The sequence below is a fragment of the Paraburkholderia phymatum genome, from assembly GCF_040965635.1.
GTDB lineage: Bacteria > Pseudomonadota > Gammaproteobacteria > Burkholderiales > Burkholderiaceae > Paraburkholderia > Paraburkholderia phymatum_B.
In genome coordinates this window covers 42,097-66,365 of the sequence record NZ_JBFRCH010000022.1, presented here as the reverse complement: position 1 = coordinate 66,365, position 24,269 = coordinate 42,097, and the positions used below count along the sequence as shown (strand labels likewise).

General features: G+C 63.4%; 18 protein-coding genes. 12 read left to right on the top strand and 6 right to left on the bottom strand.

Annotated elements, in window-relative coordinates; translation table 11 throughout:
* Positions 1–27: 27 nt before the first annotated feature.
* Both lysA and lptM read right to left on the bottom strand, forming a co-directional pair.
* Complete coding sequence (gene lysA / locus AB4Y32_RS28275; protein ID WP_368724515.1) at positions 28–1,296, bottom strand: diaminopimelate decarboxylase; 1,269 nt, start codon at positions 1,294–1,296, stop codon at positions 28–30.
* Positions 1,297–1,305: 9 nt separating this feature from the next.
* Positions 1,306–1,647 (bottom strand): LPS translocon maturation chaperone LptM, encoded by a 342-nt coding sequence (lptM, locus tag AB4Y32_RS28270; protein ID WP_368724514.1) that lies wholly within the window; start codon positions 1,645–1,647, stop codon positions 1,306–1,308.
* 35 nt (positions 1,648–1,682) lie between these two features.
* Here lptM and cyaY point away from each other — a divergent pair, with 35 nt between their 5' ends.
* Entirely contained in the window at positions 1,683–2,000 is a 318-nt protein-coding gene (gene cyaY / locus AB4Y32_RS28265) for an iron donor protein CyaY (protein ID WP_368724513.1), read from the top strand.
* A gap of 136 nt (positions 2,001–2,136) precedes the next feature.
* Here cyaY and AB4Y32_RS28260 read toward each other — a convergent pair whose 3' ends face one another.
* Complete coding sequence (locus AB4Y32_RS28260; protein WP_368724512.1) at positions 2,137–4,530, bottom strand: penicillin-binding protein 1A; 2,394 nt, start codon at positions 4,528–4,530, stop codon at positions 2,137–2,139.
* 252 nt (positions 4,531–4,782) lie between these two features.
* Between AB4Y32_RS28260 and pilM the strand changes: the two genes are divergently transcribed.
* The 7 genes from pilM to AB4Y32_RS28225 all read left to right on the top strand — a co-directional run bounded on the left by pilM (position 4,783) and on the right by AB4Y32_RS28225 (position 11,968).
* On the top strand, positions 4,783–5,739 hold the full coding sequence (pilM, locus tag AB4Y32_RS28255) for a type IV pilus biogenesis protein PilM (protein ID WP_368724511.1): 957 nt from the start codon (positions 4,783–4,785) through the stop codon (positions 5,737–5,739).
* Positions 5,736–6,359, top strand: a complete 624-nt coding sequence (locus AB4Y32_RS28250; RefSeq protein ID WP_368724510.1) for a fimbrial assembly protein — start codon at positions 5,736–5,738, stop codon at positions 6,357–6,359. The genes pilM and AB4Y32_RS28250 overlap by 4 nt, the downstream gene beginning before the upstream one ends.
* Entirely contained in the window at positions 6,356–7,270 is a 915-nt protein-coding gene (locus AB4Y32_RS28245) for a hypothetical protein (protein WP_368724509.1), read from the top strand. The genes AB4Y32_RS28250 and AB4Y32_RS28245 overlap by 4 nt, the downstream gene beginning before the upstream one ends.
* Complete coding sequence (locus AB4Y32_RS28240; protein WP_368724508.1) at positions 7,267–8,904, top strand: type IV pilus secretin PilQ; 1,638 nt, start codon at positions 7,267–7,269, stop codon at positions 8,902–8,904. The genes AB4Y32_RS28245 and AB4Y32_RS28240 overlap by 4 nt, the downstream gene beginning before the upstream one ends.
* 138 nt (positions 8,905–9,042) lie before the next feature.
* A complete protein-coding gene (locus AB4Y32_RS28235) occupies positions 9,043–9,594 on the top strand; it encodes a shikimate kinase (protein WP_368724507.1) in 552 nt (183 codons plus the stop codon).
* A gap of 16 nt (positions 9,595–9,610) precedes the next feature.
* The gene (aroB, locus tag AB4Y32_RS28230) at positions 9,611–10,693 is read left to right on the top strand and encodes a 3-dehydroquinate synthase (RefSeq protein WP_439899856.1); all 1,083 of its coding nucleotides are present in this window, start codon (positions 9,611–9,613) and stop codon (positions 10,691–10,693) included.
* Between the two features lie 81 nt (positions 10,694–10,774).
* The gene (locus AB4Y32_RS28225; protein WP_368724542.1) at positions 10,775–11,968 is read left to right on the top strand and encodes a deoxyguanosinetriphosphate triphosphohydrolase; all 1,194 of its coding nucleotides are present in this window, start codon (positions 10,775–10,777) and stop codon (positions 11,966–11,968) included.
* Positions 11,969–12,294: 326 nt separating this feature from the next.
* On the opposite strand, the gene AB4Y32_RS28220 is transcribed toward AB4Y32_RS28225, so the two are convergent.
* Both AB4Y32_RS28220 and AB4Y32_RS28215 read right to left on the bottom strand, forming a co-directional pair.
* Positions 12,295–12,678 (bottom strand): YqjD family protein, encoded by a 384-nt coding sequence (locus AB4Y32_RS28220; RefSeq protein ID WP_368724505.1) that lies wholly within the window; start codon positions 12,676–12,678, stop codon positions 12,295–12,297.
* Between the two features lie 376 nt (positions 12,679–13,054).
* Positions 13,055–13,777: an OmpW family protein gene (locus tag AB4Y32_RS28215; protein WP_368724504.1), complete on the bottom strand. Its 723-nt coding sequence runs from the start codon at positions 13,775–13,777 to the stop codon at positions 13,055–13,057.
* 185 nt (positions 13,778–13,962) lie between these two features.
* Here AB4Y32_RS28215 and AB4Y32_RS28210 point away from each other — a divergent pair, with 185 nt between their 5' ends.
* From AB4Y32_RS28210 to thpR, 4 genes are all read left to right on the top strand, one after another.
* Positions 13,963–14,670 (top strand): transposase, encoded by a 708-nt coding sequence (locus tag AB4Y32_RS28210; RefSeq protein WP_368724503.1) that lies wholly within the window; start codon positions 13,963–13,965, stop codon positions 14,668–14,670.
* A gap of 319 nt (positions 14,671–14,989) precedes the next feature.
* Positions 14,990–19,693, top strand: coding sequence for a glutamate synthase-related protein (locus AB4Y32_RS28205; RefSeq protein ID WP_368724502.1), 4,704 nt, complete (start codon positions 14,990–14,992; stop codon positions 19,691–19,693).
* Between the two features lie 115 nt (positions 19,694–19,808).
* The gene (locus AB4Y32_RS28200) at positions 19,809–21,275 is read left to right on the top strand and encodes a glutamate synthase subunit beta (protein WP_368724501.1); all 1,467 of its coding nucleotides are present in this window, start codon (positions 19,809–19,811) and stop codon (positions 21,273–21,275) included.
* Positions 21,276–21,582: 307 nt separating this feature from the next.
* On the top strand, positions 21,583–22,215 hold the full coding sequence (gene thpR / locus AB4Y32_RS28195) for an RNA 2',3'-cyclic phosphodiesterase (RefSeq protein ID WP_368724500.1): 633 nt from the start codon (positions 21,583–21,585) through the stop codon (positions 22,213–22,215).
* 127 nt (positions 22,216–22,342) lie between these two features.
* On the opposite strand, the gene AB4Y32_RS28190 is transcribed toward thpR, so the two are convergent.
* The gene (locus AB4Y32_RS28190) at positions 22,343–24,076 is read right to left on the bottom strand and encodes an ABC transporter ATP-binding protein/permease (protein ID WP_368724499.1); all 1,734 of its coding nucleotides are present in this window, start codon (positions 24,074–24,076) and stop codon (positions 22,343–22,345) included.
* Between the last annotated feature and the right edge of the window lie 193 nt (positions 24,077–24,269).

Genomic DNA, 24,269 nt, shown 5'->3' with positions numbered 1-24,269 from the left:
GCCTTTTTGCTTGAGCGTTCGAAGCATTCAGCTTCGATCCGGCAGAACCGATTCGCCCGCGAACAGTTCCTTCACTTCTTCGCGCTGGCGCACGACGTAGGCCTTGTCGCCATCGACCATCACTTCGGCGGCGCGCGCACGCGTGTTGTAGTTCGAACTCATCGTGAACCCATAGGCGCCTGCCGAACGGATCGCGAGCAGATCGCCGGGTTCGACGGCCAGTTCCCGCTCGCGTCCGAGCCAATCGCCGCTTTCGCACACGGGACCGACGACGTCGTACACATGCCTGTCGCCGTCGCGCTGCACGACGGGTTCGATCGCGTGATAAGCCTCGTACATCGCGGGACGCGCGAGATCGTTCATCGCCGCATCGACGATCGCAAAGTTCTTTTCGACGCCCGGCTTCAGGAACTCGACGCGCGTGAGCAGTACGCCCGCGTTGCCGACCAGCGAGCGGCCCGGCTCGAAATACACTTCGCGATGACCGTGCCCGCGCGCGTCGATCCCGTCGAGCAGCGTGCGCACGAAGTCGCCGATATCCGGCGGCGTTTCGTCGTCGTACGTGATGCCGAGTCCGCCGCCCACATCGATATGCCGGATCTTCACGCCGTCTGCTTCGATCTGGTCGACGAGGTCGAGCACCTTGTCGACGGCGTCGAGATACGGCGCGACTTCCGTTATCTGCGAACCGATATGGCAGTCGATGCCGACCACTTCCAGGTTCTTCATCGCGGCGGCCGCGCGATACGTGGCGCGCGCGTCGTCGAACGCGACCCCGAACTTGTTCGACTTGAGGCCCGTCGAGATATACGGATGTGTCTTCGCGTCGACATCGGGATTCACGCGCAGCGACACGGGTGCTTTCTTCCCCATCTCGCCCGCGACGGCATTCAGGCGGTCGAGTTCAGGAATCGATTCGACGTTGAAGCACTTCACGCCTGCTGCGAGCGCTTCGCGCATTTCCGCGACGCTCTTGCCGACGCCGGAAAACACCGTGTTTTCCGCTTTGCCGCCCGCAGCGAGCACGCGCGCCAGTTCGCCGCCCGACACGATGTCGAAGCCCGCGCCCATGCGCGCGAACAGATTGAGCACGGCGAGGTTGCTGTTCGCCTTCACGGCGACGTGCACGGTGGCGCGCCGGCCGACGCACGCGTCGGCGTACGCGTGCCACGCAGCGCTGAGCGCCGAGCGCGAGTAGACATAGAGCGGCGTGCCGAATTGCTCGGCAAGCGATACGGCGGACACGCCTTCAGCGTGCAGCACGCCGTCGACATAGGCGAAGGCAGATTGAGTCATGCGACGGTCTTATTGAGCTTCAGATGCGCCAGACGCCGGTTCAGCGGACGCATTCGGCGCGGTGCGCAGTTCGGTATCGGGCGACAAGGACAGCGGCGTGCCCGACGTATCCGGTACTGAGTCTTGAGCGGATTCGGCGCCGGGTTTCACTTCATCGTGCGAGGGCTGGGTCTGTTCGGTCGGTTTGGCCGGAAGAGGCGGAACGGTCGGCAGATAGAGCGAACCGCGTTGTCCGCAGCCACTGAGCGCGACACCTGCGACAATAGCCAGAGTCGCTACAATCGCGCGGGGCCATCCGCGGGGCGCCAGTACATCATTTGCCGCTGCGCTCATCCGGAAAACGACTCGCATGACTGTCCCTGAACAATTAATCGCTGGAGTTTAGCATGTCCGACAGTGAATACCTGACCCGTGCCGAGGCCGTGCTCGAGGCCATCGAGCGCGCGCTCGACGATACCGACGCCGACATCGAATTCGAGCGCAGCGGCAACGTATTGACGCTCGAATTCGAGAACGGCACGAAGATCATCGTGAACCTTCAGCCGCCGATGCAGGAGATCTGGATCGCCGCGAAATCAGGCGGATATCACTTCCGTTACATCGACGGCGAGTGGCGTGATGCGCGCAACGGCACCGAGTTTTACGCCGCGCTGTCCGAATACGCGACACAGCAGGCAGGCGAGCCGGTCCGGATCGCGCCATAACCCACTCGGTTTTCATATCGACGCGCACGTCGCCGATCGATGCGCGTGTTCGGAAAGAAAAAAGCCGCCGCGCTCAGCACGCGGCGGCTTCGTTTTTTGCGCGATCACGCGATCACGCGATCACGCGTGAGCGGACCTAGTGACCTCTGAACAGGTTCATGATGTTCTCTTTTTCCTGCTCGCCGATCTGAGCGGGCGCAGCGCTTGCCGCACCATTCGCTTCCGCCGGCGCCAGTGTCACGCCGACCGTCGACACGAAGCCGTTGCCAGGCGTGAAGTCGTCGAAATACAGTTCGTCGCCGAGTGTCACCACGTCTTCCGGCATCGGCATCTTGTACTCGGGCACGCCCTTCAGCGCGCGGCCCATGTAGTCGATCCACACGGGAAGCGCGAGCCCGCCGCCCGTTTCCTTGTCGCCGAGGCTGCGCGGATTGTCGTAGCCCATCCACGCGATCGCGCACAACGTGTGCTGATAGCCGGCGAACCAGGCGTCGCGCGAATCGTTGGTAGTGCCCGTCTTGCCGGCGAGGTCGGTGCGCTTCAGCACGTTCGACTTTGCGCCCGTGCCGCGCTGCGCGACGCTCGTCAACAGGCTGTTCATCACGTATGCGTTGCGCGGCTCGATCGCGTGCGGCGCATTGCTGCCCGCGACGAGCGGTTCCGCATGCGCGACGACGACGCCGCGCTGATCGGTGACTTCCGCGATCAGATACGGATTGACGCGATACCCGCCGTTCGCGAACACCGAGTAGCCGGCCGCCATTTGCAGCGGCGTGACGAGACCCGCGCCGAGCGCCATCGGCAGATAGGCGGGATGACGGTCCGCGTCGAAGCCAAAGTGTGTGATGTACTGCTGCGCGTACTTCGTGCCGATGTGATTGAGGATGCGGATCGACACGAGGTTCTTCGATTTCTGCAGAGCGGTGCGCATCGACATCGGACCGTCGAAGCCGCCGCCGTAGTTCTTCGGCTCCCACGCCTGGCCGCCAGTCTCGGCGGCGCTGAAGAAGAGCGGCGCATCGTTGATTACGGTCGCGGGCCCGAGACCCTTTTCGAGCGACGCCGAGTAGATGAACGGCTTGAAGCTCGAACCCGGCTGACGCCACGCTTGCGTCACGTGATTGAACTTGTTCTTGTTGAAGTCGAAGCCGCCGACGAGCGCGCGGATCGCGCCGTCCTGCGGCACGACGGAAATGAACGCGCCTTCGATCTGCGGCAACTGCGTGATCGACCAGTTGCCGTCGTCGTTCTTGGCGATACGGATGATCGCGCCGGGCCTCACGCGCTGGTTCGGCTGCGCGCGTGCACTGAGCGCGAATGACGCGTAGCGCAGCCCGTCGCCCTGAATCGTCACGACATTGCCGTCGATCAGCGTTGCCTGCACCTGCTTCGGATTCGCCGACGTCACCACGGCCGCGATGATTTCGCCGTTGTCGGGATGTTCGAGCAGGGCGTCGTCGATGGCCTGCTCGCGTTCTCCCCCGTCCGTGGGCAGATCGATGAACGCCTCCGGCCCGCGATAGCCGTGACGGCGCTCGTAGTCCATCAGGCCTTTGCGCAGCGCGTGATAGGCGGCGTCCTGATCGGCGGAATCGATCGTCGTCACGACGTTCAGGCCGCGCGTATACGCCTCCTCGCGGTACTGCGCGTACATCATCTGCCGCACCATTTCCGCTACGTATTCCGCGTGCACGCTGAACTCCTTTCCCGCGCCCTTCACGATGAGCGGCTGCTGGCTCGCGACTTCGTACTGATTCTCCGTGATGTAGCCCAGTTCCAGCATCCGCTGAAGGATGTATTCCTGGCGCACTTTCGCGCGCTTCGGGTTCACGACGGGGTTGTACGCGGAAGGCGCTTTCGGCAGGCCGGCCAGCATCGCGCATTCGGCCAGCGACAGGTCTTTCAGGTCCTTGCCAAAGTACACGCGCGCGGCGCTCGCAAAACCGTACGCACGCTGGCCGAGATAGATCTGATTCATGTACACCTCGAGAATCTGATCCTTGCTCAGCTTCGATTCGATCTTGTACGCGAGCAGCATCTCGTAGACCTTGCGCGTGTAGGTCTTTTCGCTTGAAAGGAAGAAGTTGCGCGCGACCTGCATCGTGATCGTGCTCGCGCCCTGCGTCGCGTGGCCGTTCGTGAGCGCGACAATGCCGGCGCGCGCGATGCCCGTCAGGTCGACGCCGCCGTGATCGTAGAAGCGGGCGTCCTCGATCGCGAGAACGGCTTTCTTGAGGTTGTCCGGCACGTCGCGGAAGTGCACGATGTCGCGCCGCTCCTCGCCGAACTCGCCGATCAGCACGTGATCGGCGGTGTAGATGCGCAACGGCACTTTCGGGCGATAGTCGGTGAGCGCATCGAGCGACGGCAGATTGGGCGTCGCGACGACCAGCGCATAGCCCAGCACGAGCATGACGCAGACGATGCCAGCGAAGATCAGCCCGACAAACCCAAGGATGATCTTGAGCCAGAGAGGACGTTTGCGCTTCGGCGGTGCCGGAGGCGGAGACGTAGGAGTCGTGGATTGCATATGAACACCAAAAAACGGTCCCGCGATTATAGCCGCCCGACCTGGCAGCTTTCGGCGTGCTTACGGCCGCCGCAACCGCACGACTATGAGAACACTGTAGTTCGTTTGATTGTCGCTGGATATCGCTCGCCAGACCATTAGCCATTCGGCCGAATTTCGCTGGCGTGCCGCGCTGCGCAGAATCCTTCCCGTTGTCCGCGTCATTCGAATGACGCGGGCCTTCAGAGTCGGTTTGTGTCCGAGGGGGAAGGTATGACGTTGAAAGACTCGTTACGGATGACGATGCGGCGGCACGCAGTCGGCATCGATGTGGGTGCGCATGTGGTCAGGATCGTGGTGCTGAGTTGCAGCGGGCGAAAGGGTGGGCCGGTGCGCATCGAGTGCGTGGCGTCGGAGCCGCTTGCGCCAGGCGCGATGGCGGGCATGGAGATCGTCGACAGGCAGGCGGTGGCGCGCACGCTCGCCGTCGCGTTCGGGCATGTGCCGCAGCATTGCACGTCGCAGGCGTTGAGCTGCGCGATGGCGATTCCAGGCTCCGCGACGTTCACCGCGCATCTGCCTGCCGGCGACGTGAACGGCCAGCATCGGCGGGCGGCCGTGGAGCCCATCGTGATGATGGAGGCCGAGCGGATCGCGGGCATCGAGCGTCATGCGCTGGCCGTCGACTGGTATGTCGAGGACACACCGCCGCGCCTCGGCGAAATTGCGGTCGCGGCGACGGCGCGCGAGTACCTCGAAGCTCGCGTCGAATGCGCGGCGATGGCGGACATCACGCTGACCACCGTCGACGTGGAGCCGCATGCGGCGCTGCGCGCGCTGCGTCATGCCGCGACATTCGAACTCGAACTGAACGAGCCGTACGCTGCGATCTGGATCGGCAGCGATGGTGTCTACGGCTGGCGCATCGACGGTGAGACGGTCGCGGAGGAGATCCGCTATCCGTCGCCCGAGTACTCATGTGTCGCCGACGCGTTGCGCGATCTCGCGGAAGACAACCTGAATGTGTGCGCGCTCGTCGGAGGCGAAATCGACTTGCTGGAAGGCGTGTGCTTCTCGCTTGCCGACATCGGCGATGTGCTGGGCTGCTCGGTGTTGCCGTTCGATTGTTCGTCATTCGGCGACGGCAACGCGATTCCGTCTTCGGACCTGCTGCACGAACCTTCTTTGGCGGTTGCATTCGGCCTCGCGCTGCGCGGCATTGCGCAATGACAGCGGCGCGAATCAAAGCCGGCGGCTTCAACCTGTTGCCGCATCGCCAGCGCGATGCACGGCTTGCGCGCCGGCGCCGCTATGTCGAATGGACGGCAGCGGTGCTTTGCGGTTGCGCTGCTGTTGCGTTGCTGGTGGGCTGGCAGGCATTCGAGCGAACGCGCATCGACAGACAGCGTGCAGTGCTCGACCGGAAGCTCGCGACGCTGGCATTGCCGCTTGCTGAACATGCGCGTCGGACAGGCGAAGCCAACAATGAGCGCGTGCAGAACGAGCGCGCCGCGACGCTTTCCGAGCCGCTCGTCCATTTGCTCGATCTGCTCGATGCGTTGAGTCGGGAGCCGTCCGACGCCGTCGTCGTCAGGCAGTTGAGGCAGCGTGGGCGCGAGACGGAATTGCTTGCTATGTCGACGGATCACGCGGCGGCGTCGGCGTGGTTGAACCGGCTGGCCGCGTTGAGAGGCGTGAAGGACGCCAGTCTCAGCGATTTGCATCGAACTGCAAGCGCAACCGATTCGTCCGCTGCCATCGAGCTCACGGCGAATCTGAAGTGGGACGGGCCGCCTGAAAAGGCTAAGCCGTCCGCAGCGGTTCATCAAAAAACGAGAGGTGAGAAATGAACACAATCACGGTCGGCCGTATCGGCGTGCCGTTCAGGCGCGAGCCATTGGGCGACACAATCGTCGAGCGCTTGCGCGTGCCGCTCGAAGCATGGAGTGCACGTCGGCGCTGCGTCGTCGCCATATCGATTGCCGTTGCCGTGTTCGCGCTCGGCGCGAACGCATGGATCGCCGCGGACATGAGTGGCATGCAGACGAGCAGCGAAGCCTTGTCGGTCGCCCAGCGAAAATTGAGCGAAGCGCAAGCCGCCGTTGCACAACTGCCTGCGCTGCGCCGTGCTACGCCTGTCGCGCATGTGCCGGCGGGATGGACCTCTGCGGACGACGTGCGCGTTATCTCGCAGCTCGCGGCGCGCAGCGACGTGACGCTGCTGAAAATCGAGCCGGGTGCGGTGGAGGGCAGCGGGCTCGACGCGATGCGTCCGCTGCACGTGACAGCGCAGGCTGACTTCGATCACACCGTGGATTTTCTCGAAGACCTTTCGAGCTTGCCCGTGCTCGTCGTGCCCGACGAACTGACGCTCAAGCGCCAGGGCGCGACATTGTCGATGAGCGCGACGTTGCATTCGTTCAACACGATTCATCCCGTGCCGAACGCCGTGCGCTCAAGCGTGCGCAACGATCCCGACGCGTTCGATCCCGACGAAGAAATCGTGTTCTACGATCCGTTCCAACCGCCGACTTTCGCACCGGCATCGGAGGACGCGCCGGCATCGATGCGGCTCGTCGGACTGCTGGCCGACCGCATGCGCGGACTCGCGATGATCGAAACGGGTGATGGCGCAGAGACACTCGAAAGCGGGCAGCAGTGGGGCGACGAGCGTGTCACGCATGTCGATGCCGACGCGCTCACGTTTGCGAAGCGCGATGGCAGCGTCCATGTGCTCACGCTCAAGGAGGCCGTCGAATGATGCGCGTGCACAGCATACGATGGCTTCTCGCGTGCGTGTCCTGCCTTGCGATGGCGGCGCGCGCAGCGTTGCCGCCGCTTCCCTCGAACATGCCGTTCGACGACGCGATCGCGCCGGCCGGCATGCCGCCGTTGCCGCGCGTGATCACGACGGACGTCGCGAATCCGTTCGTGCTCGACGCAGCGGATGACGATGGCGTATCGACAGCGGACGCGAAGACGCCGCCGTTGGATTCCGAGCAAGCGCTTTCTACCGCGCGCGATGACGCCGAACCTCGGCGCAAGACAGAAAGCGAGGCACAGCAAGAAGTACGGCAACATCAGCAGGAAGCACGGCAAGAAACACAGCATGAAGCGCTCGAAGGTCCGCCCGTCCCGCTCGCGCCTTCTGCTCGTCTGAGCACGAGCGCATCCGCCACGCTTCCCGACGACAGACCGATCACGCTGCACTTTCAGCACGCCGAACTGGGCGCCGTGCTCGGCGCTTTCGCGCGATTCACGGGCCTCAGCATCGTCGCGAGCGAAAAGGCGCGCGGCACGGTCACGCTGCATCTGGACAACGTGCCATGGCGCACCGCGTTCGATACGCTGCTCGACGTCAACGGCCTTGCGATGGAGCAGCGCGGCAAGGTGATCTGGGTCGCGCCACTGTCGGAACTCGCCGCGCGCGAGCGTCAGCGTTTCGAGGTGCACGCGCGCGCAGCCGAACTCGAACCGCTCGCGAGCCGCACGTTCGAACTGCACTACGCGCACGCCGACGAGCTGCGCAAGCTGCTGACGGCATCGGGCAATCAGCGCGTGCTGTCGAAGCGCGGCGCAGCGATGGCCGATGCGCGCACCAATCTGCTGTTCGTCACCGATCTCGAAGCGCGCCTCGTGCAGATCGCGGAACTGATCGCGTCGCTCGACCGGCCGACGCGCCAGGTGCTGATCGAGGCCCGGATCGTCGAAGCAGAGAAGGGCTTTTCGCGCAATCTCGGTGTGAAGCTGTCGTTGGCAGCCGCGAGCGAAGACGGCAAGGCGACGGGCCTCGTCGGCGGAAAGGACGGTGCGGTCTTCGATCTGTCGGCACGGCCGATTTCAGGCTTCGACGCCGCCACGGCCGGCCTCACGCTTTTCGCCGCGCAAGCGACGCGGCTTCTGAACATCGAGCTGAGCGCGCTAGAAGCGCAGGGGCGCGGCCAGATCGTGTCGAGCCCACGCGTGGTGACGGCGGACCGGATGAAAGCAATCGTTGAGCAGGGCACGGAGCTGCCGTACCAGGCGAAAGTCGGGCAAGGCGTGTCGGGCGTGCAGTTTCGCCGCGCGAGCCTCAAACTGGAGGTCGAGCCGCAAATCACGCCGGACGGCCGGGTCGTGCTGGACCTCGATGTCGCGAAGGACAGCGTCGGCGAGCAGACGGCGTCCGGGCCCGCGATCAACACCAAGCACGTGCAGACGCGCGTCGAGGTGGAGGACGGCGGAACGGTGTCGATCGGCGGAATCTACGAGGCCGACGACCGCGATGATGTGACGCGCGTGCCGCTCCTGGGCAAAATACCGCTTCTGGGCGCATTTTTCCGTCACCGCGCTCATCGCGATCTGACCAGCGAACTCGTCGTTTTCATCACGCCGAGGGTTGTGCAGACGAATTGACGGATTGCCGGGCAAGGCGCCATGGGCGGGGTCCGAACGCAGGGCGGGGCGCAGGCGAGCGGGCCGTCAGGCTCGACAAGGCAGGCGCTTTGCCAGTAAGCTGCCGCACGAACTACACCGGACTAGCCAGAGGATAAGTTGCAAGCGCGGGATGCACACGCCAACGTTTTTTTCGTAGGGCTCATGGGGGCTGGCAAGACCACCGTGGGCCGGGCCGTGGCGCGCCGGCTGGATCGCCCGTTCTTCGATTCCGACCACGAAATCGAGGCGCGCACGGGCGCGCGCATCCCCGTGATCTTCGAACTGGAAGGCGAAGCGGGCTTCCGCGACCGCGAGGCGCAAGTGATCGCCGAGCTTACCGGCCGCGAAAACATCGTCCTCGCTACCGGCGGCGGCGCGGTGCTGCGCCCTGAAAACCGCGAAGCGCTGCGCCAGCACGGCATCGTCGTCTATCTGCGCGCGAATCCGCACGACTTGTGGCTGCGCACGCGGCGCGACAAGAACCGGCCGCTCCTGCAGACCGAGGACCCGAAAGGGCGCCTCGAGGCGCTCTACGAAGTCCGCGATCCGCTCTACCGCGAATGCGCCGATTTCGTGATCGAAACGGGCCGCCCGTCGGTCAACGGGCTCGTCAACATGGTGCTGATGCAGCTCGAGATGGCGGGCGTCGCCAAGTCTCCTGCGTCATAATGACGACATGACCTCCATGATTACCGTCAACGTCGAACTGGGCGAGCGCGCCTATCCGATCCACATTGGCGCCGATCTGATCGGCAAGACTGAACTGTTCGCTCCGCACATTCGCGGCTCGTCCGTCACCATCGTCACCAATACGACTGTCGATCCGCTGTACGGCGACGCGTTGCGCAAGGCGCTCGCGCCGCTCGGCAAGGACGTGACGACGGTCGTGCTGCCCGACGGCGAAGCGCACAAGAACTGGGAAACGCTGAATCTGATTTTCGACGCGCTGCTCGGTGCGCGCGCCGATCGCAAGACCACGCTGATCGCGCTCGGCGGTGGCGTGATCGGCGACATGACAGGTTTTGCCGCCGCCTGCTACATGCGCGGCGTGCCGTTCATCCAGGTGCCGACCACGCTGTTGTCGCAGGTCGATTCGTCGGTGGGCGGCAAGACGGGCATCAATCACCCGCTCGGCAAGAACATGATCGGCGCGTTCTACCAGCCGCAAGCGGTGATCGCCGATATCGGCGCGCTGCACACGCTGCCCGCGCGCGAGCTTGCAGCGGGCATCGCGGAAGTCATCAAGACGGGCGCAATCGCCGACGCAGCGTTCTTCGAGTGGATCGAAGCGAACGTCGAAGCGCTCAACCGTTGCGAGCCACGGGCGCTCGCGGAAGCCGTCAAGCGCTCGTGCGAAATCAAGGCATCCGTCGTGGCTGCCGACGAACGCGAAGGCGGTCTGCGCGCGATCCTCAATTTCGGCCACACATTCGGTCATGCGATCGAGGCGGGCCTCGGCTACGGCGAATGGCTGCATGGCGAAGCAGTCGGCTGCGGGATGGTGATGGCGGCAGATCTATCGGTGCGGCTCGGTCATCTGGACGAAGCTGCGCGCGAGCGACTCGTCGCCGTCATCAAGGCCGCGCATCTTCCGACTCAGGCTCCCGTGCTCGGCGCGTCGCGTTATGTCGACCTGATGCGCGTAGACAAGAAAGCAGAAGCGGGCGAAATCAAGTTCATCCTGCTGAAGCGTTTCGGCGACACACTGATCACGCGCGCACCAGACGACGCCGTGCTACAGACGCTCGACGCTAGCGTCGGCGCCTGACGCGACGCACAGCCAGCGCAACGGCATGAGGGCGTCGCTTCTGATTCGGAGACATCGGTGAGTGAAACACGCAGCGACAATCTGATCGGATCACGTGACGTATCGGGGGCGCCCGCCACGGGCGCCGCGTCGTTGCCCACCATCGCCGCGCTCGAAGCGCATCTCGTGCCGTACGCCGCGCACTCTTCGCAGTCCCGCGGCCGGCGCCATTACGAACCGCCGCCGAGCGCGCGCACCGAGTTCCAGCGAGACCGCGACCGCATCGTTCACTCCACGGCATTCCGCCGGCTCGAATACAAGACGCAGGTGTTCGTGAACCACGAGGGCGATCTTTTTCGCACGCGGCTCACGCACAGTCTCGAAGTCGCGCAGATCGCGCGTTCTGTTGCGCGCAATCTGCGCGTGAACGAGGATCTCGTCGAAGCGATCTCGCTTGCGCACGATCTCGGACACACGCCGTTCGGCCACGCGGGACAGGACGCGCTCAACGAATGCATGCGCGAGTACGGCGGCTTCGAGCACAATCTGCAGAGCCTTGCCGTCGTCGACGATCTAGAAGAGCACTACGGCGCATTCGATGGCCTGAATCTGTGCTTCGAAACGCGCGAAGGCATCCTCAAGCATTGCTCGCGCGAAAACGCGCGGCGTCTTGGCGAACTGGGCGAGCGTTTTCTGCAAGGAGGCCAGCCGTCGATCGAAGCGCAGATCGCGAATCTCGCCGACGAAATCGCGTACAACAATCACGACGTGGACGACGGGCTGCGCTCGGGATTGCTCACCATCGACCAGCTCGCCGAAGTCGAGCTATGGCGCATGCACTACGAGGCGGCGCGTCGCGACTATCCGCACATCGAAGGGCGCAGGCTGGTTCACGAGACGGTTCGCCGCATCATCAACACGCTGGTCGTCGATCTGATCGACACGACGACGCGCAACATCGCGCACCATGCACCGACATCGCTCGACGATGTGCGACGTGCGCCGCCGCTCGTCGCGCATAGCGCAACCGTCGCCGCGCAGGCCGCGGCGCTCAAGCAGTTTCTGTTCAAGAACCTGTATCGGCACTATCGGGTGATGCGCATGGCGAACAAGGCGCGGCGCGTGATTATCGGTCTGTTCGACGCGTTCATCGACGACCCCCGGCTGTTGCCGCCGGATTACCAGACTGCGGACGCGGCGAAGCAGCCGCGACTGATCGCGCATTACATCGCGGGGATGACGGATCGTTACGCGTCGAAGGAATATCAGCGGCTCTTCGTCGTCGACGGCAACTGATGACATACGTGTGCCGCGTTGGCACGCGATGCTCAACCCGTGTCCGCCGTGAAGGCGATGCAAGACCTCTCACGCTCACCGTCACGCGCAAAGCGGTGCAGGCGCCGTGCAACGTCCATTGCACCTCTGTGAAGACGCAGACGCGCGTACGATCACGACGGATCACGACAACACGCGCACGCGCGCCTGCACAACCGTGCGTCGGCGCGCGGCTGTGCATAAGCGCCCCGTCCTTTACAGCGATCCGAAGTCCAGCCGATCCTATCGCCTGGCCATTCAGCCAGGTCCGTTCAGTGAGCGCATCCGCACGTACGTCGGCACGCGCATCAACGAATGCCGCCTCGCGCGATGAGCGCTCCCGCGATCAGCGCGACGCCGCCGACCAGCGCAATCGTCCGCCACGGGTTTTCGTGCACGTAGTCGTCGGCATCGTGAAACGCTACTTGTGCGCGGTCGCGCATTGCGTCGCGCGTGTCGTTCAGGCGTGAGCGCGCATCGTCAAGGCGTTTGCGGAATTGCGTCTTGATGGCCTCGGCATCCGCCTGCGTGCCGTCGCCGAGCGAACTCTCAAGTTCCGTCATCAGTCTGCGCAGCTCACTGGCAATGTCTTCAGCGGCATGCCGGCTATGGCGCGCTATGCGGCGCGCACGACGCCCCGTCGTTGTCCAGGATTCGCCGATGGCATCTCGCGTATTAGGTAGTGCTGTCATGGTCGCTCCGTCGATGAGGGTGGTTCAACATGCCCGCAACACAGCGCGGGAAGACTCCCCTGACGCAACTTCGATGCCCGCCTGGCGCGAGGCTCTATAACGTGCGCCATAACATGCATCGACGACGCGTTTCGCGTCAGATGATGCCCGCAGCATGCGGCAGAAATTGCGTCGGCAGTCTTTGCGCGTCAGTCAAATTTACAACGAGTTGTGCGCGCGAGCAGGGCAAGGTCGCAAGTGGCGGAAACGATGTCGCGATACGCCGGAGACGAAGGCACGTCCACACGAGTATTGTGATGCGATTGAAAGCAGAACGCCGTCACGGTTTAACGCGACGGCGTTGTTCAAGCCCGAAAATCTCGACTAACCTGTTGTGTTAGAAGCGGTATCCGAGGCTCACGTACGTGACGATCGGATTCAGACGGATCTTCGTTTCAGATTGCACGGTAAGCGGGCCGACGGGTGTGCTTGCCGTGGTGTTCAGCTTGGCCGTCGTGCTGAGCGGCAGGTACGAAATCGAGAAGCCGGCGAACCAGTGATCGGTGAACGCGTACGTGAAGCCGGCATTAAACACGGGCTCCCACGAACTATCCGTGGTCACCGTGGTCGGACCATGCAGGACGTTGTTCTGGAATGTGCCGTTCGTGATGTGCTCGTCGGTGAACCAGATGCGGCTCACGCCGATGCCGAGATACGGGCGGAATTTCGCTTGCGGCTGATTGAAGTAGTACTTCAGCAGCAGTGTCGGGCTCCATTGTTTGGCCGAGCCGATCTTGCCGTACTGCGCAAATGCGCCTGTGCCTTTGAGATCGAATTGCGGTGGAATGCCGATGTCGAACTGGGTGGCGATGTGGTCGGTAATGAAATACCCGGCCGTGAAACCAAGGGTATCGCCATCGCCGAGCGTGGCGCCGGAGTTGGGTACCGTAACGTTGACGGGAGAACCGCCGACGTTTGTCACTCTCAACGGCTGACTGCTGGATTGCGGCGCAAGATGGAACCACCCGGTTGTAACGTAGATACTGCCGGCCGATTGCGCGTGCGCTGCGGTTGTCATGCAGGCAAGCGTCGCGATCCCCAAGGCCTGTTTTAATTTCATTTGTGCTCCTCCAAAAAAGGCCCGCTAATTATGACCACAACGTTTCAAACAAACCATGGCGCCGGTTAGAGCGTTCTGCCTGGGCTTTATGCCGTTTCCGGCAGACCCGTACGGCGCGTGAGGTCGCGCCGGCGCAGTTTTTCGGACCTTCGGGTATGTACCAACGCGACTTTGGATAATCCAGCATGGCACGGCTTGCACGTCTTTATGTCCCCGACCAGCCGCAGCACGTGATCCTGCGCGGACTCGACCAGCAGCCCGCATTCGTCGACGACCAGGATTACGAACTGTTCATCGATTGCCTGAAGGCGGCTTCGCGCGATCATCATTTGTCCGTTCACGCATACGCGCTGATGCCAGGCGCGGTGCAACTGCTCGTCACGCCCACCGACGAATCGAGCTTGCCGAAAGCAATGCAGGCAGTCGGCCGGCGCTACGTCGCGCACTTCAACCGTCGTTACTCACGACGCGGCACGTTGTGGGAAGGCCGTTATCGCGCGACGGTCATCGAAGGCGAGAAGTACTTCCTGCTCGCGAGCCGCGTCGTCGAGATGTCGCCGGTGCGCAACCAGCTTGCGAGCGCGCCCGACGACTATCGATGGTCCAGTTATCGGCATCACATAGGCCTGACCTTGGACAGTCTCATCACCGACCATCGTTTGTACTGGTCGCTCGGAAATACGCCGTTCGAACGGCAGCGCGCTTATCGCGAACTGTGTGAGCAGCCGCTCGATGAACGCGAAGCGAGCCAGCTTCAGCAGGCCACGCTGAAGGGGTGGGTGCTCGGCAGCGACTCGTATCGCGAGTGGGCGGCGCGGGCGGCGAACCGGCGCGTGTCGCCGCTGCCGCGAGGCCGGCCGCGTAAGGTCCGCGAAACGCCGCAAACGCAATAAAGCCTTTGTGATCAAGAATTTGCTAGTAGCGAGAGAGAGCGAACGGCATCCGCGAATGCCGTTTTCTTTTGCCCGGTTTTGATATGGCACCAATTAACTTGAAGAAAAATGCACCATATTGATAATAGGGGCTCGAACAACAGATTTTGTTTGCTATTCCTTTGATTCGTCGCGTATATTTCGACTTCCGGCGTCCGAATGTGCGACTGCAATATCGCGCAGTCACACGACAAGCGGCCGCCCGCGCAGTTGAGGTTGAAGCTGCGGGCAACAACAAAATGGATTAACGGCCCCACGGCCCCTGACAGACGGTGTCCCCATGAACGACCACCAGCAGCCGATTTCCACGGTTCCCGCCGCACAGGGTCTCTATGACCCGCAGAACGAGCACGACGCATGCGGCGTTGGCTTTGTTGCGCATATCAAGGGCAAAAAGAGCCACGAGATCATCCAGCAAGGCCTGAAGATTCTCGAGAACCTCGATCACCGGGGCGCCGTCGGCGCCGATCCGCTGATGGGCGACGGCGCGGGCATCCTGATCCAGATTCCGGATGCGTTCTATCGCGAGGAAATGGCGAAGCAGGGCGTGACGCTGCCGCCCGCTGGCGAATACGGCGTCGGCATGATCTTCCTGCCGAAAGAGCACGCATCGCGTCTCGCGTGCGAACAGGAACTGGAGCGCACGGTGAAGGCCGAAGGCCAGGTCGTGCTCGGCTGGCGCGACGTGCCCGTCGATCACAACATGCCGATTTCGCCGACCGTGAAGGCGAGCGAGCCGCTGATCCGCCAGATCTTCATCGGCCGCGGCAAGGACATCATGGTGACGGACGCACTCGAGCGGAAGCTGTATGTAATCCGCAAGACGGCGAGCCACCGCATCCAGGCGCTCAAGCTCAAGCACGGCAAGGAATACTTCGTGCCGTCGTGCTCGGCGCGCACGGTTGTCTACAAAGGTCTGCTGCTGGCGGGCCAGGTCGGCGTGTACTACCGCGACCTGCAGGACGAGCGCGTCGTGTCGGCGCTGGCGCTCGTGCACCAGCGCTTCTCGACCAACACGTTCCCGGCGTGGGAGCTGGCTCACCCGTACCGGATGATCGCCCACAACGGCGAGATCAACACGGTGAAGGGCAACGTCAACTGGCTGAACGCGCGCACGGGCGCGATCGCGTCGCACGTGCTCGGCGACGACCTGCCGAAGCTGTGGCCGCTGATCTATCCGGGCCAGTCGGATACGGCATCGTTCGACAACTGTCTCGAACTGCTCGTGATGGCGGGCTACCCGCTCGTCCACGCGGTGATGATGATGATTCCGGAAGCGTGGGAACAGCACACGCTGATGGACGACAACCGCCGCGCGTTCTACGAATACCACGCCGCGATGATGGAGCCGTGGGACGGCCCCGCTGCGATCGCGTTCACCGACGGCCGCCAGATCGGCGCGACGCTCGATCGTAACGGCCTGCGCCCGGCGCGCTACATCATTACCGACGACGACCTGGTCATCATGGCGTCGGAAGCGGGCACGCTGCCCATTCCCGAATCGAAGATCGTCAAGAAGTGGCGCCTGCAGCCGGGCAAGATGTTCCTGATCGACATGGAGCACGGCCGCATCATCGACGACAAGGAACTGAAGGACAACCTCGCGAACGCGAAGCCGTACAAGAGCTGGATCGACGCGGTCACCATCAAGCTCGACGAAATCGAACCGAACGCGGAAGACGTCGCAACGGAACGCCGCGAAGCGGCTGCGCTGCTCGATCGCCAGCAGTCGTTCGGCTATACGCAGGAAGATCTCAAGTTCCTGATGGCGCCGATGGCGCAGGCAGGCGAAGAAGCCGTCGGCTCGATGGGCAACGACTCGCCGCTCGCCGTCATGTCCAACAAGAACAAGACGCTCTATCACTACTTCAAGCAGCTGTTCGCGCAAGTCACGAACCCGCCGATCGACCCGATCCGCGAAAACATGGTGATGTCGCTGGTGTCGTTCGTCGGTCCGAAGCCGAACTTGCTCGACACGAACAACATCAACCCGCCGATGCGTCTCGAAGTGTCGCAGCCTGTGCTCGACTTCAAGGACATCGCGAAGATCCGCGCAATCGATCAGTACACGGGCGGCAAGTTCAGCTCTTACGAGCTGAACATCTGCTATCCCGTCGGCTGGGGCAAGGAAGGCATCGAAGCGCGCCTCGCGTCGCTGTGCGCGGAAGCCGTCGACGCCGTCAAGTCCGGCTACAACATGCTGATCGTGTCCGACCGCAAGACGGACCGCGACAACGTCGCGATTCCGGCGCTGCTCGCCACGTCTGCAATCCATACGCACCTCGTGCAGCAAGGTCTGCGCACGAGCACGGGCCTCGTCGTCGAGACAGGCTCGGCGCGTGAGACGCACCACTTCGCGCTGCTCGCGGGCTACGGCGCGGAAGCCGTGCATCCGTATCTCGCGATGGAAACGCTCGCGCAGCTGGCGGCGGGCATGAAGGGTGACCTGTCGGCGGAAAAGGCCGTCTACAACTTCACGAAGGCAGTCGGCAAGGGCCTGCAGAAGGTCATGTCGAAGATGGGCATTTCGACGTACATGTCATACACGGGCGCGCAGATTTTCGAAGCGGTCGGTCTCGCCGAAGATCTCGTGAACAAGTACTTCAAGGGGACGGCGTCGAAGGTCGGCGGCATTGGTCTGTTCGAAGTGGCTGAAGAAGCGATTCGCCTGCATCGCGAAGCGTTCGGCGAGAGCCCCGTTCTCGCGAACATGCTCGACGCGGGCGGCGAGTACGCGTATCGCGTGCGCGGCGAAGACCACATGTGGACGCCCGATGCGATCGCGAAGCTGCAGCATTCGGCACGCAGCAACTCGTATCAGACGTACAAGGAATACGCGCACCTGATCAACGACCAGACGAAGCGTCACATGACGTTCCGCGGCTTGTTCGAATTCAAGGTCGATCCGTCGAAGGCGATTCCGCTCGACGAAGTGGAACCGGCGAAGGAAATCGTCAAGCGCTTTGCGACGGGCGCGATGTCGCTCGGCTCGATCTCGACGGAAGCGCACGCCACATTGGCCGTCGCGATGAACCGTATCGGCGGCAAGTCGAACACGGGTGAAGGCGGCGAAGACGAAAAGCGCTATCGCAACGAGCTGCGCGGCATCCCGATCAAGAACGGCGACACGATGAAGACCGTCCTCGGCGACGAAGTGATCGTCGACATCCCGTTGAAGGATGGCGATTCGCTTCGCTCGAAGATCAAGCAGGTCGCGTCGGGCCGTTTCGGCGTGACGGCGGAATACCTCGCGTCGGCGGACCAGATCCAGATCAAGATGGCGCAAGGCGCGAAGCCGGGCGAAGGCGGTCAGTTGCCGGGCCACAAGGTGTCCGAGTACATCGGCAAGCTGCGTTATTCGGTTCCGGGCGTCGGCCTCATTTCGCCGCCGCCGCACCACGACATCTATTCGATCGAAGACCTTGCGCAGCTCATTCACGATCTGAAGAACGCGAACTCGTCGGCGAGCATTTCGGTGAAGCTCGTGTCGGAAGTGGGCGTCGGCACGGTCGCTGCGGGCGTCGCGAAGGCGAAGGCCGATCACGTCGTGATCGCGGGCCACGATGGCGGCACGGGCGCATCGCCGCTGTCGTCGATCAAGCACGCAGGCACGCCGTGGGAACTAGGTCTCGCCGAAACACAGCAAACGCTGGTGCTCAACCAGCTGCGGGGCCGTATCCGCGTGCAGGCCGACGGCCAGATGAAGACGGGCCGCGACGTCGTGATCGGCGCGCTGCTCGGCGCGGACGAATTCGGCTTTGCGACGGCGCCGCTCGTCGTCGAGGGCTGCATCATGATGCGCAAGTGCCACCTGAACACGTGCCCCGTCGGCGTTGCGACGCAAGACCCCGTGCTGCGCGCGAAGTTCCAGGGCCAGCCGGAACACGTGGTGAACTTCTTCTTCTTCATCGCCGAAGAAGTGCGTGAGATCATGGCGCAACTGGGCGTGCGCAAGTTCGACGACCTGATCGGCCACAGCGAATTCCTCGACATGAAGAAGGGCATCGAGCACTGGAAGGCGAAGGGTCTCGACTTCTCGCGCGTGTTCTACCAGCCGAGCGTGCCGGCGAGCGTCGCGCGTCTGCATGTCGAATCGCAGGATCACGGTCTGGACCGCGCGCTCGATCACACGCTGATCGAGAAGGCGAAGGCCGCGATCGAGAAGGGCGAGCATGTGTCGTTCATCCAGCCGGTGCGCAACGTGAACCGTACTGTCGGCGCAATGCTGTCGGGCACGATCGCGAAGAAGTACGGCCACGACGGTCTGCCCGACGACACGGTCCACATCCAGCTGAAGGGCACGGCGGGCCAGAGCTTCGGCGCGTTCCTCGCGAAGGGCGTCACGCTCGATCTCGTCGGCGACGGCAACGACTATGTCGGCAAGGGCCTGTCGGGCGGCCGCATCATCGTGCGTCCGACCAACGATTTCCGCGGCAAGTCCGAAGAGAACATCATCATCGGCAACACGGTGATGTACGGCGCAATCGAAGGCGAATCGTTCTTCCGCGGCGTCGCCGGCGAGCGCTTCTGCGTGCGCAACTCGGGCGCGACGGCCGTCGTCGAAGGCACGGGCGATCACGGCTGCGAATACATGACGGGCGGCACGGTCATCGTGCTCGGCGAGACGGGCCGCAACTTCGCAGCGGGCATGTCGGGCGGCATCGCTTACATGTACGACCCGGACGGAACGTTCGCGGCGAAGTGCAACAAGTCGATGGTCGCGCTCGAACCGGTGCTGCAACAGGCCGAACAGGAGCGTACGGTCGACAAGGCGCTGTGGCACACGGGCCAGACCGACGAAGCGCTGCTCAAGGGGCTCATCGAACGTCACTTCCAGTTCACGGGTTCGCCGCGCGCAAAGGCGCTGCTCGAAAACTGGGATGCGTCGCGACGTCAGTTCGTGAAGGTGTTCCCGACCGAATACAAGCGCGCGCTGGGCGAAATGGGCGCGAAGAAGGCCAGCAAGGAAGTGCTCGCGGCCTGATCGTTTCCCGACAAAGCCACTGACGACATAACGAAGCGCACCCGCTGCCTGCGAACGAAAACGCAGGCGGCGGGCGCCGATCCCCTCACCGATTCAGATAGACATAGAGAACCACATGGGCAAGGCAACCGGTTTTCTCGAATTCGAACGCCGCCACGAGGCGTACGAAGCACCGCTTACGCGTGTGAAGCACTACAAGGAATTCGTCTCGGCGCTGACCGACGACGAAGCGAAGATTCAAGGCGCACGTTGCATGGACTGCGGCATCCCGTTCTGCAACAACGGCTGTCCGGTGAACAACATCATCCCGGACTTCAACGATCTGGTGTTCCGCCAGGACTGGAAGAACGCGATCGAAGTCCTGCACTCGACGAACAACTTCCCCGAATTCACGGGCCGCATCTGCCCGGCGCCGTGCGAAGCGGCGTGCACGCTCGGCATCAACGACGACCCGGTCGGCATCAAGTCGATCGAGCACGCGATCATCGACAAGGCGTGGGCCGAAGGCTGGGTCGCGCCGCAGCAGCCGAAGCACAAGACGGGTAAGAAGATCGCGGTCGTCGGCTCGGGCCCGGCGGGCCTCGCCGCCGCGCAGCAACTCGCGCGCGCCGGCCATGACGTGACGGTGTTCGAAAAGAACGACCGCATCGGCGGACTGCTGCGTTATGGCATCCCCGACTTCAAGCTGGAGAAGTGGCTGATCGACCGCCGCATGCGCCAGATGGAAGCCGAAGGCGTGACGTTCCGCGCGAACGTGTTCGTTGGCAAGGACGCGATTCCCGCGCACATCGGCAACACCGCCAAGGAAAGCATCACGCCGGACCAACTGAAGGAACAGTTCGACGCCGTGATCCTGACGGGCGGTTCCGAAACGCCGCGTGATCTGCCCGTGCCGGGTCGCGAACTCGCGGGCATCTACTACGCGATGGAGTTCCTGCCGCAGCAGAACAAGGTCAACGCCGGCGACAAGGTGGCCGATCAACTGCTGGCGAAGGGCAAGCATGTCGTCGTGATCGGCGGCGGCGATACGGGTTCGGACTGCGTCGGCACGTCGAACCGTCACGGCGCGAAGGGCGTCACGCAGTTCGAGCTGTTGCCGCAACCGCCGGAAGAGGAAAACAAGCCGCTCGTGTGGCCGTACTGGCCGGTGAAGCTGCGCACGTCGTCGTCGCATGAGGAAGGCTGCGAGCGCGACTGGGCCGTCGCGACGAAGCGCTTCGAAGGCAAGAACGGTAAGGTCGAGAAGCTGATCGCGGCGCGCGTCGAATGGAAGGACGGCAAGATGCAGGAAGTGCCGGGCTCCGAGTTCGAAATGAAGGCCGATCTCGTGCTGCTCGCGATGGGCTTCACTCAGCCGGTCTCGCCCGTGCTGGAGGCGTTCGGCGTCGACAAGGATGCGCGCGGCAACGTGCGCGCGTCGACGGAAGGCGACAAGGCCTATTACACGTCCGTCGACAAGGTGTTTACGGCAGGCGACATGCGCCGCGGCCAGTCGCTTGTCGTGTGGGCGATCCGCGAAGGCCGTCAGTGTGCGCGCTCAGTCGATGCGTACCTGATGGGGCACTCGGAACTGCCGCGTTAAGTCTCGCGTTCGGGCGGGGTCACGCGGCATGCATCGCGCGGCTCGCCACTCTTAACAGGCTTTGCATGGGACGGGAGTATGGCGCTAAAGCGCCAAGTCCGGTCGACCGCTCTGCATGGGACCGGAGTAAGCGCTAAAGCGCTAACTCCGGTCGACAGACGAAGAGGGGACAGACGCGGACGCGTTAAACCATACCGCTCAGCAGTAAAAGCAGGACAAAACCGGGCGCTCGCAAGAGCGACCCGGTTTTTTCTTTGCATCAGGCGATAATGTGTCGATGAGCGGGAAAGCGTACGGAGACAGAACGATGCAACGCACCGATCCGCAGCCTGATCCAGAAGAAAGCGCAGACACGGCATTCGACAATGCGTCCCCGAACGGCGCGCCGGCCGAACAGGACACGCAGCAGGACTACCAGCGCTGCTTCATCGCGCTCGTGCCCGATGCCGCGACACGCGATGCGCTCACGTCGATAGCCGTTCCTTCGACGGCACGCCGCGTGCCTTACGAACAACTGCATCTGACCGTGACGTTCATCGGCATGCTGCCGCACGAGAAAAGCGCAGCACTGATCGATGCACTGACGCGCGAGACCGTGCCGCTGCAACTCACGCCCGTCACGAAGATCGAGCATTGGCCCCGCGCATCGCATCCGCGCCTGACGGTCGCGGCGCTCGCGATGTCCGATGAGTTCGTCACGCTGGATTGGCGCGTGCGCTCGTCGATGATCGCGCTCGGCCTGCCCGTCGATGCCCGCACTTTCCGGCCACATGTGACGCTCGCGCGATACCGGCACGACGCAGCGGCAGTCGGTCCCGCAACCGAGTTGCAAGGCGAACTGATGGCGCGTTTCAATTCGCTGACACTGTATTCGAGCACATTGGCCCGCAACGGCGCGCGGTATCGGTCGCTGGCGAGCGTGCCCGTCGTCTACGGATGACGCGGCGACGCGGACCGCCGCTTGCCGCTCATCAAACGCGATAGCGCGCCAGCGTCAGCCGGTCGAGATCGATGTCCGGCTCGCGCTGCGTGACGTGACGAGCACCGCGCGATCAACGGCGCGTCGCTCATGCGGCCACGCGCTCGACAGCGCGCTCGACGAACAGCGTCTGATCGTGGAACGTTTCGAGTGTCTTGCGATGCGCGACGCTGACGATCGCCGCATTCGGCAGACGCTCGATCAGCGCGTTGTAGACGATGCTTTCGTTGTCCGGGTCGAGCGCGCTCGTCGCTTCGTCGAGGAACAGGAAGTCGGGCTTCTGCAGTAGCGCGCGCGCTGCCGCGAGGCGCTGCTGCTCGCCCGGCGACAGCGACCGTTCCCAATGCGACGCTTCGCCGAGCCGGTCCGCGAACTCCGACAGGCGGCAGACCGTGAGCACTTCGCGGCACGCTTCATCGGAGAACGAGGACGCCTCCGACGGATAGCAGAGGGCGGCCTTCAGCGTGCCGATGGGCAGATAGCTTCGCTGCGGAATGAACAGCAGCTTCGCGCCGGCGGGCATCTCGATCGTGCCTTCGCCGAACGGCCACAAGCCCGCGAGCGTGCGCATCAGCGTGCTCTTGCCCGCGCCCGACGGACCGCGCACTAGCCAGCGCGACTTCGGCGCGATGCGGAACGAGCCGACGTTCGCCATCGCTTCGCCGTTCGGGCGCAGCAGGCGCAGGTCCGTCACGTCGAGCGAGTCGGTGTCGGTGAGGTGAATGTTGATGCCGCCGTGCGCGGTGCCTTCGACGACCGATTCATGCAGATGCTGCGAGCGCATCACGCGATTGAATTCCCGCAGACGGTTGACGGTGGCGCGCCATTCGGCGAGCGAATCGTAATTGTTGATGAACCACGAAAAGGAATCGCTGACCGTGCCGAACGCGCCCGTCAGCTGCTGGTAGACGCCGAACGAGATGCTCTTCGAAAAGTACTTCGGCGCGGCCGCGATGTACGGAAAGACGATCGCCAACTGCGAATAGCTGATCACGACGATGTTGAAGCGCCGCGTGAAGCGCATGATCAGACGCCAGTTGTCGCGGATATGGCCGAACACGCCTTTGAGCGCGCGCTCTTCCGACGGCTCGCCCTGGTACAGCGCGATCTGGTCGGCGTTCTCGCGGATGCGGATCAGCGAGAAACGGAAGTCAGCCTCGACGCGCTGCTGCTGATAGTTGATCGACACGAGCGGGTGGTTGACCTTGTGCGTGACCCACGAGCCGAGCGCCGCGTAGATCAGCGCGACCCACACCATGTAGCCGGGGATCGACATCTGCGTGCCGAGGATGTTGAACGACAGCGCGCCCGACAGGTTCCAAAGGATCACGATGAACGAGAACAGCGTGACGGTGGTAGACAGCAGGCCGAGCGACAGATTCAGCGTCGTGCTGGCCAGCCCTTGCAGGTCGGCGGACACACGCTGGTCGGGGTTGTCGGCGAGACTGTCGCGCTCGATCCGGTAGTACGCGCGGTCGCCGAGCCATTCGTTCAGATAGCGGTTCGTGAGCCATTGCCGCCAGCGGAATTCGAGCATCTGGCGGAAGTACGTCCGGTACGAGCCGAGCAGGATCAGCGCGAGCGCAATGACCGTGAACTGCAGCAGCGAATACTTGAAGACGGGGTAGTTGTATTGCTGGATCGCATCGAAGAACGTGCGCTGCCAGGTGTTGAACCAGACGTTGGCAGCGACCATCGTCATGTTCATCGCAATGACGAGCGCGAGAAGTCCCCACGCTTTCCATTTGTCCTCGGACACCCAGTAGGGCTTGATGAGACCCCACGCGGTGATGTCCGCGGAACTGGTCGAATTGTTGGCCATATGCGTCCTTTCAAACGGTCGTCGCGAGTGGCGGCGCGGTGCCTTCGTGGTGCGGTTTGGTGTCGCGCGCCCTATGCCTCGTCGCGTTGCAGCTCGGGCTGCGATTGTCCCGGCAGCGGCTTAATCTGAACTTAAGCAGACGATGCGCAGCGCCGCGAGTTCGCCGCCCATAGCGGGGCAGCGGCCTGACAGC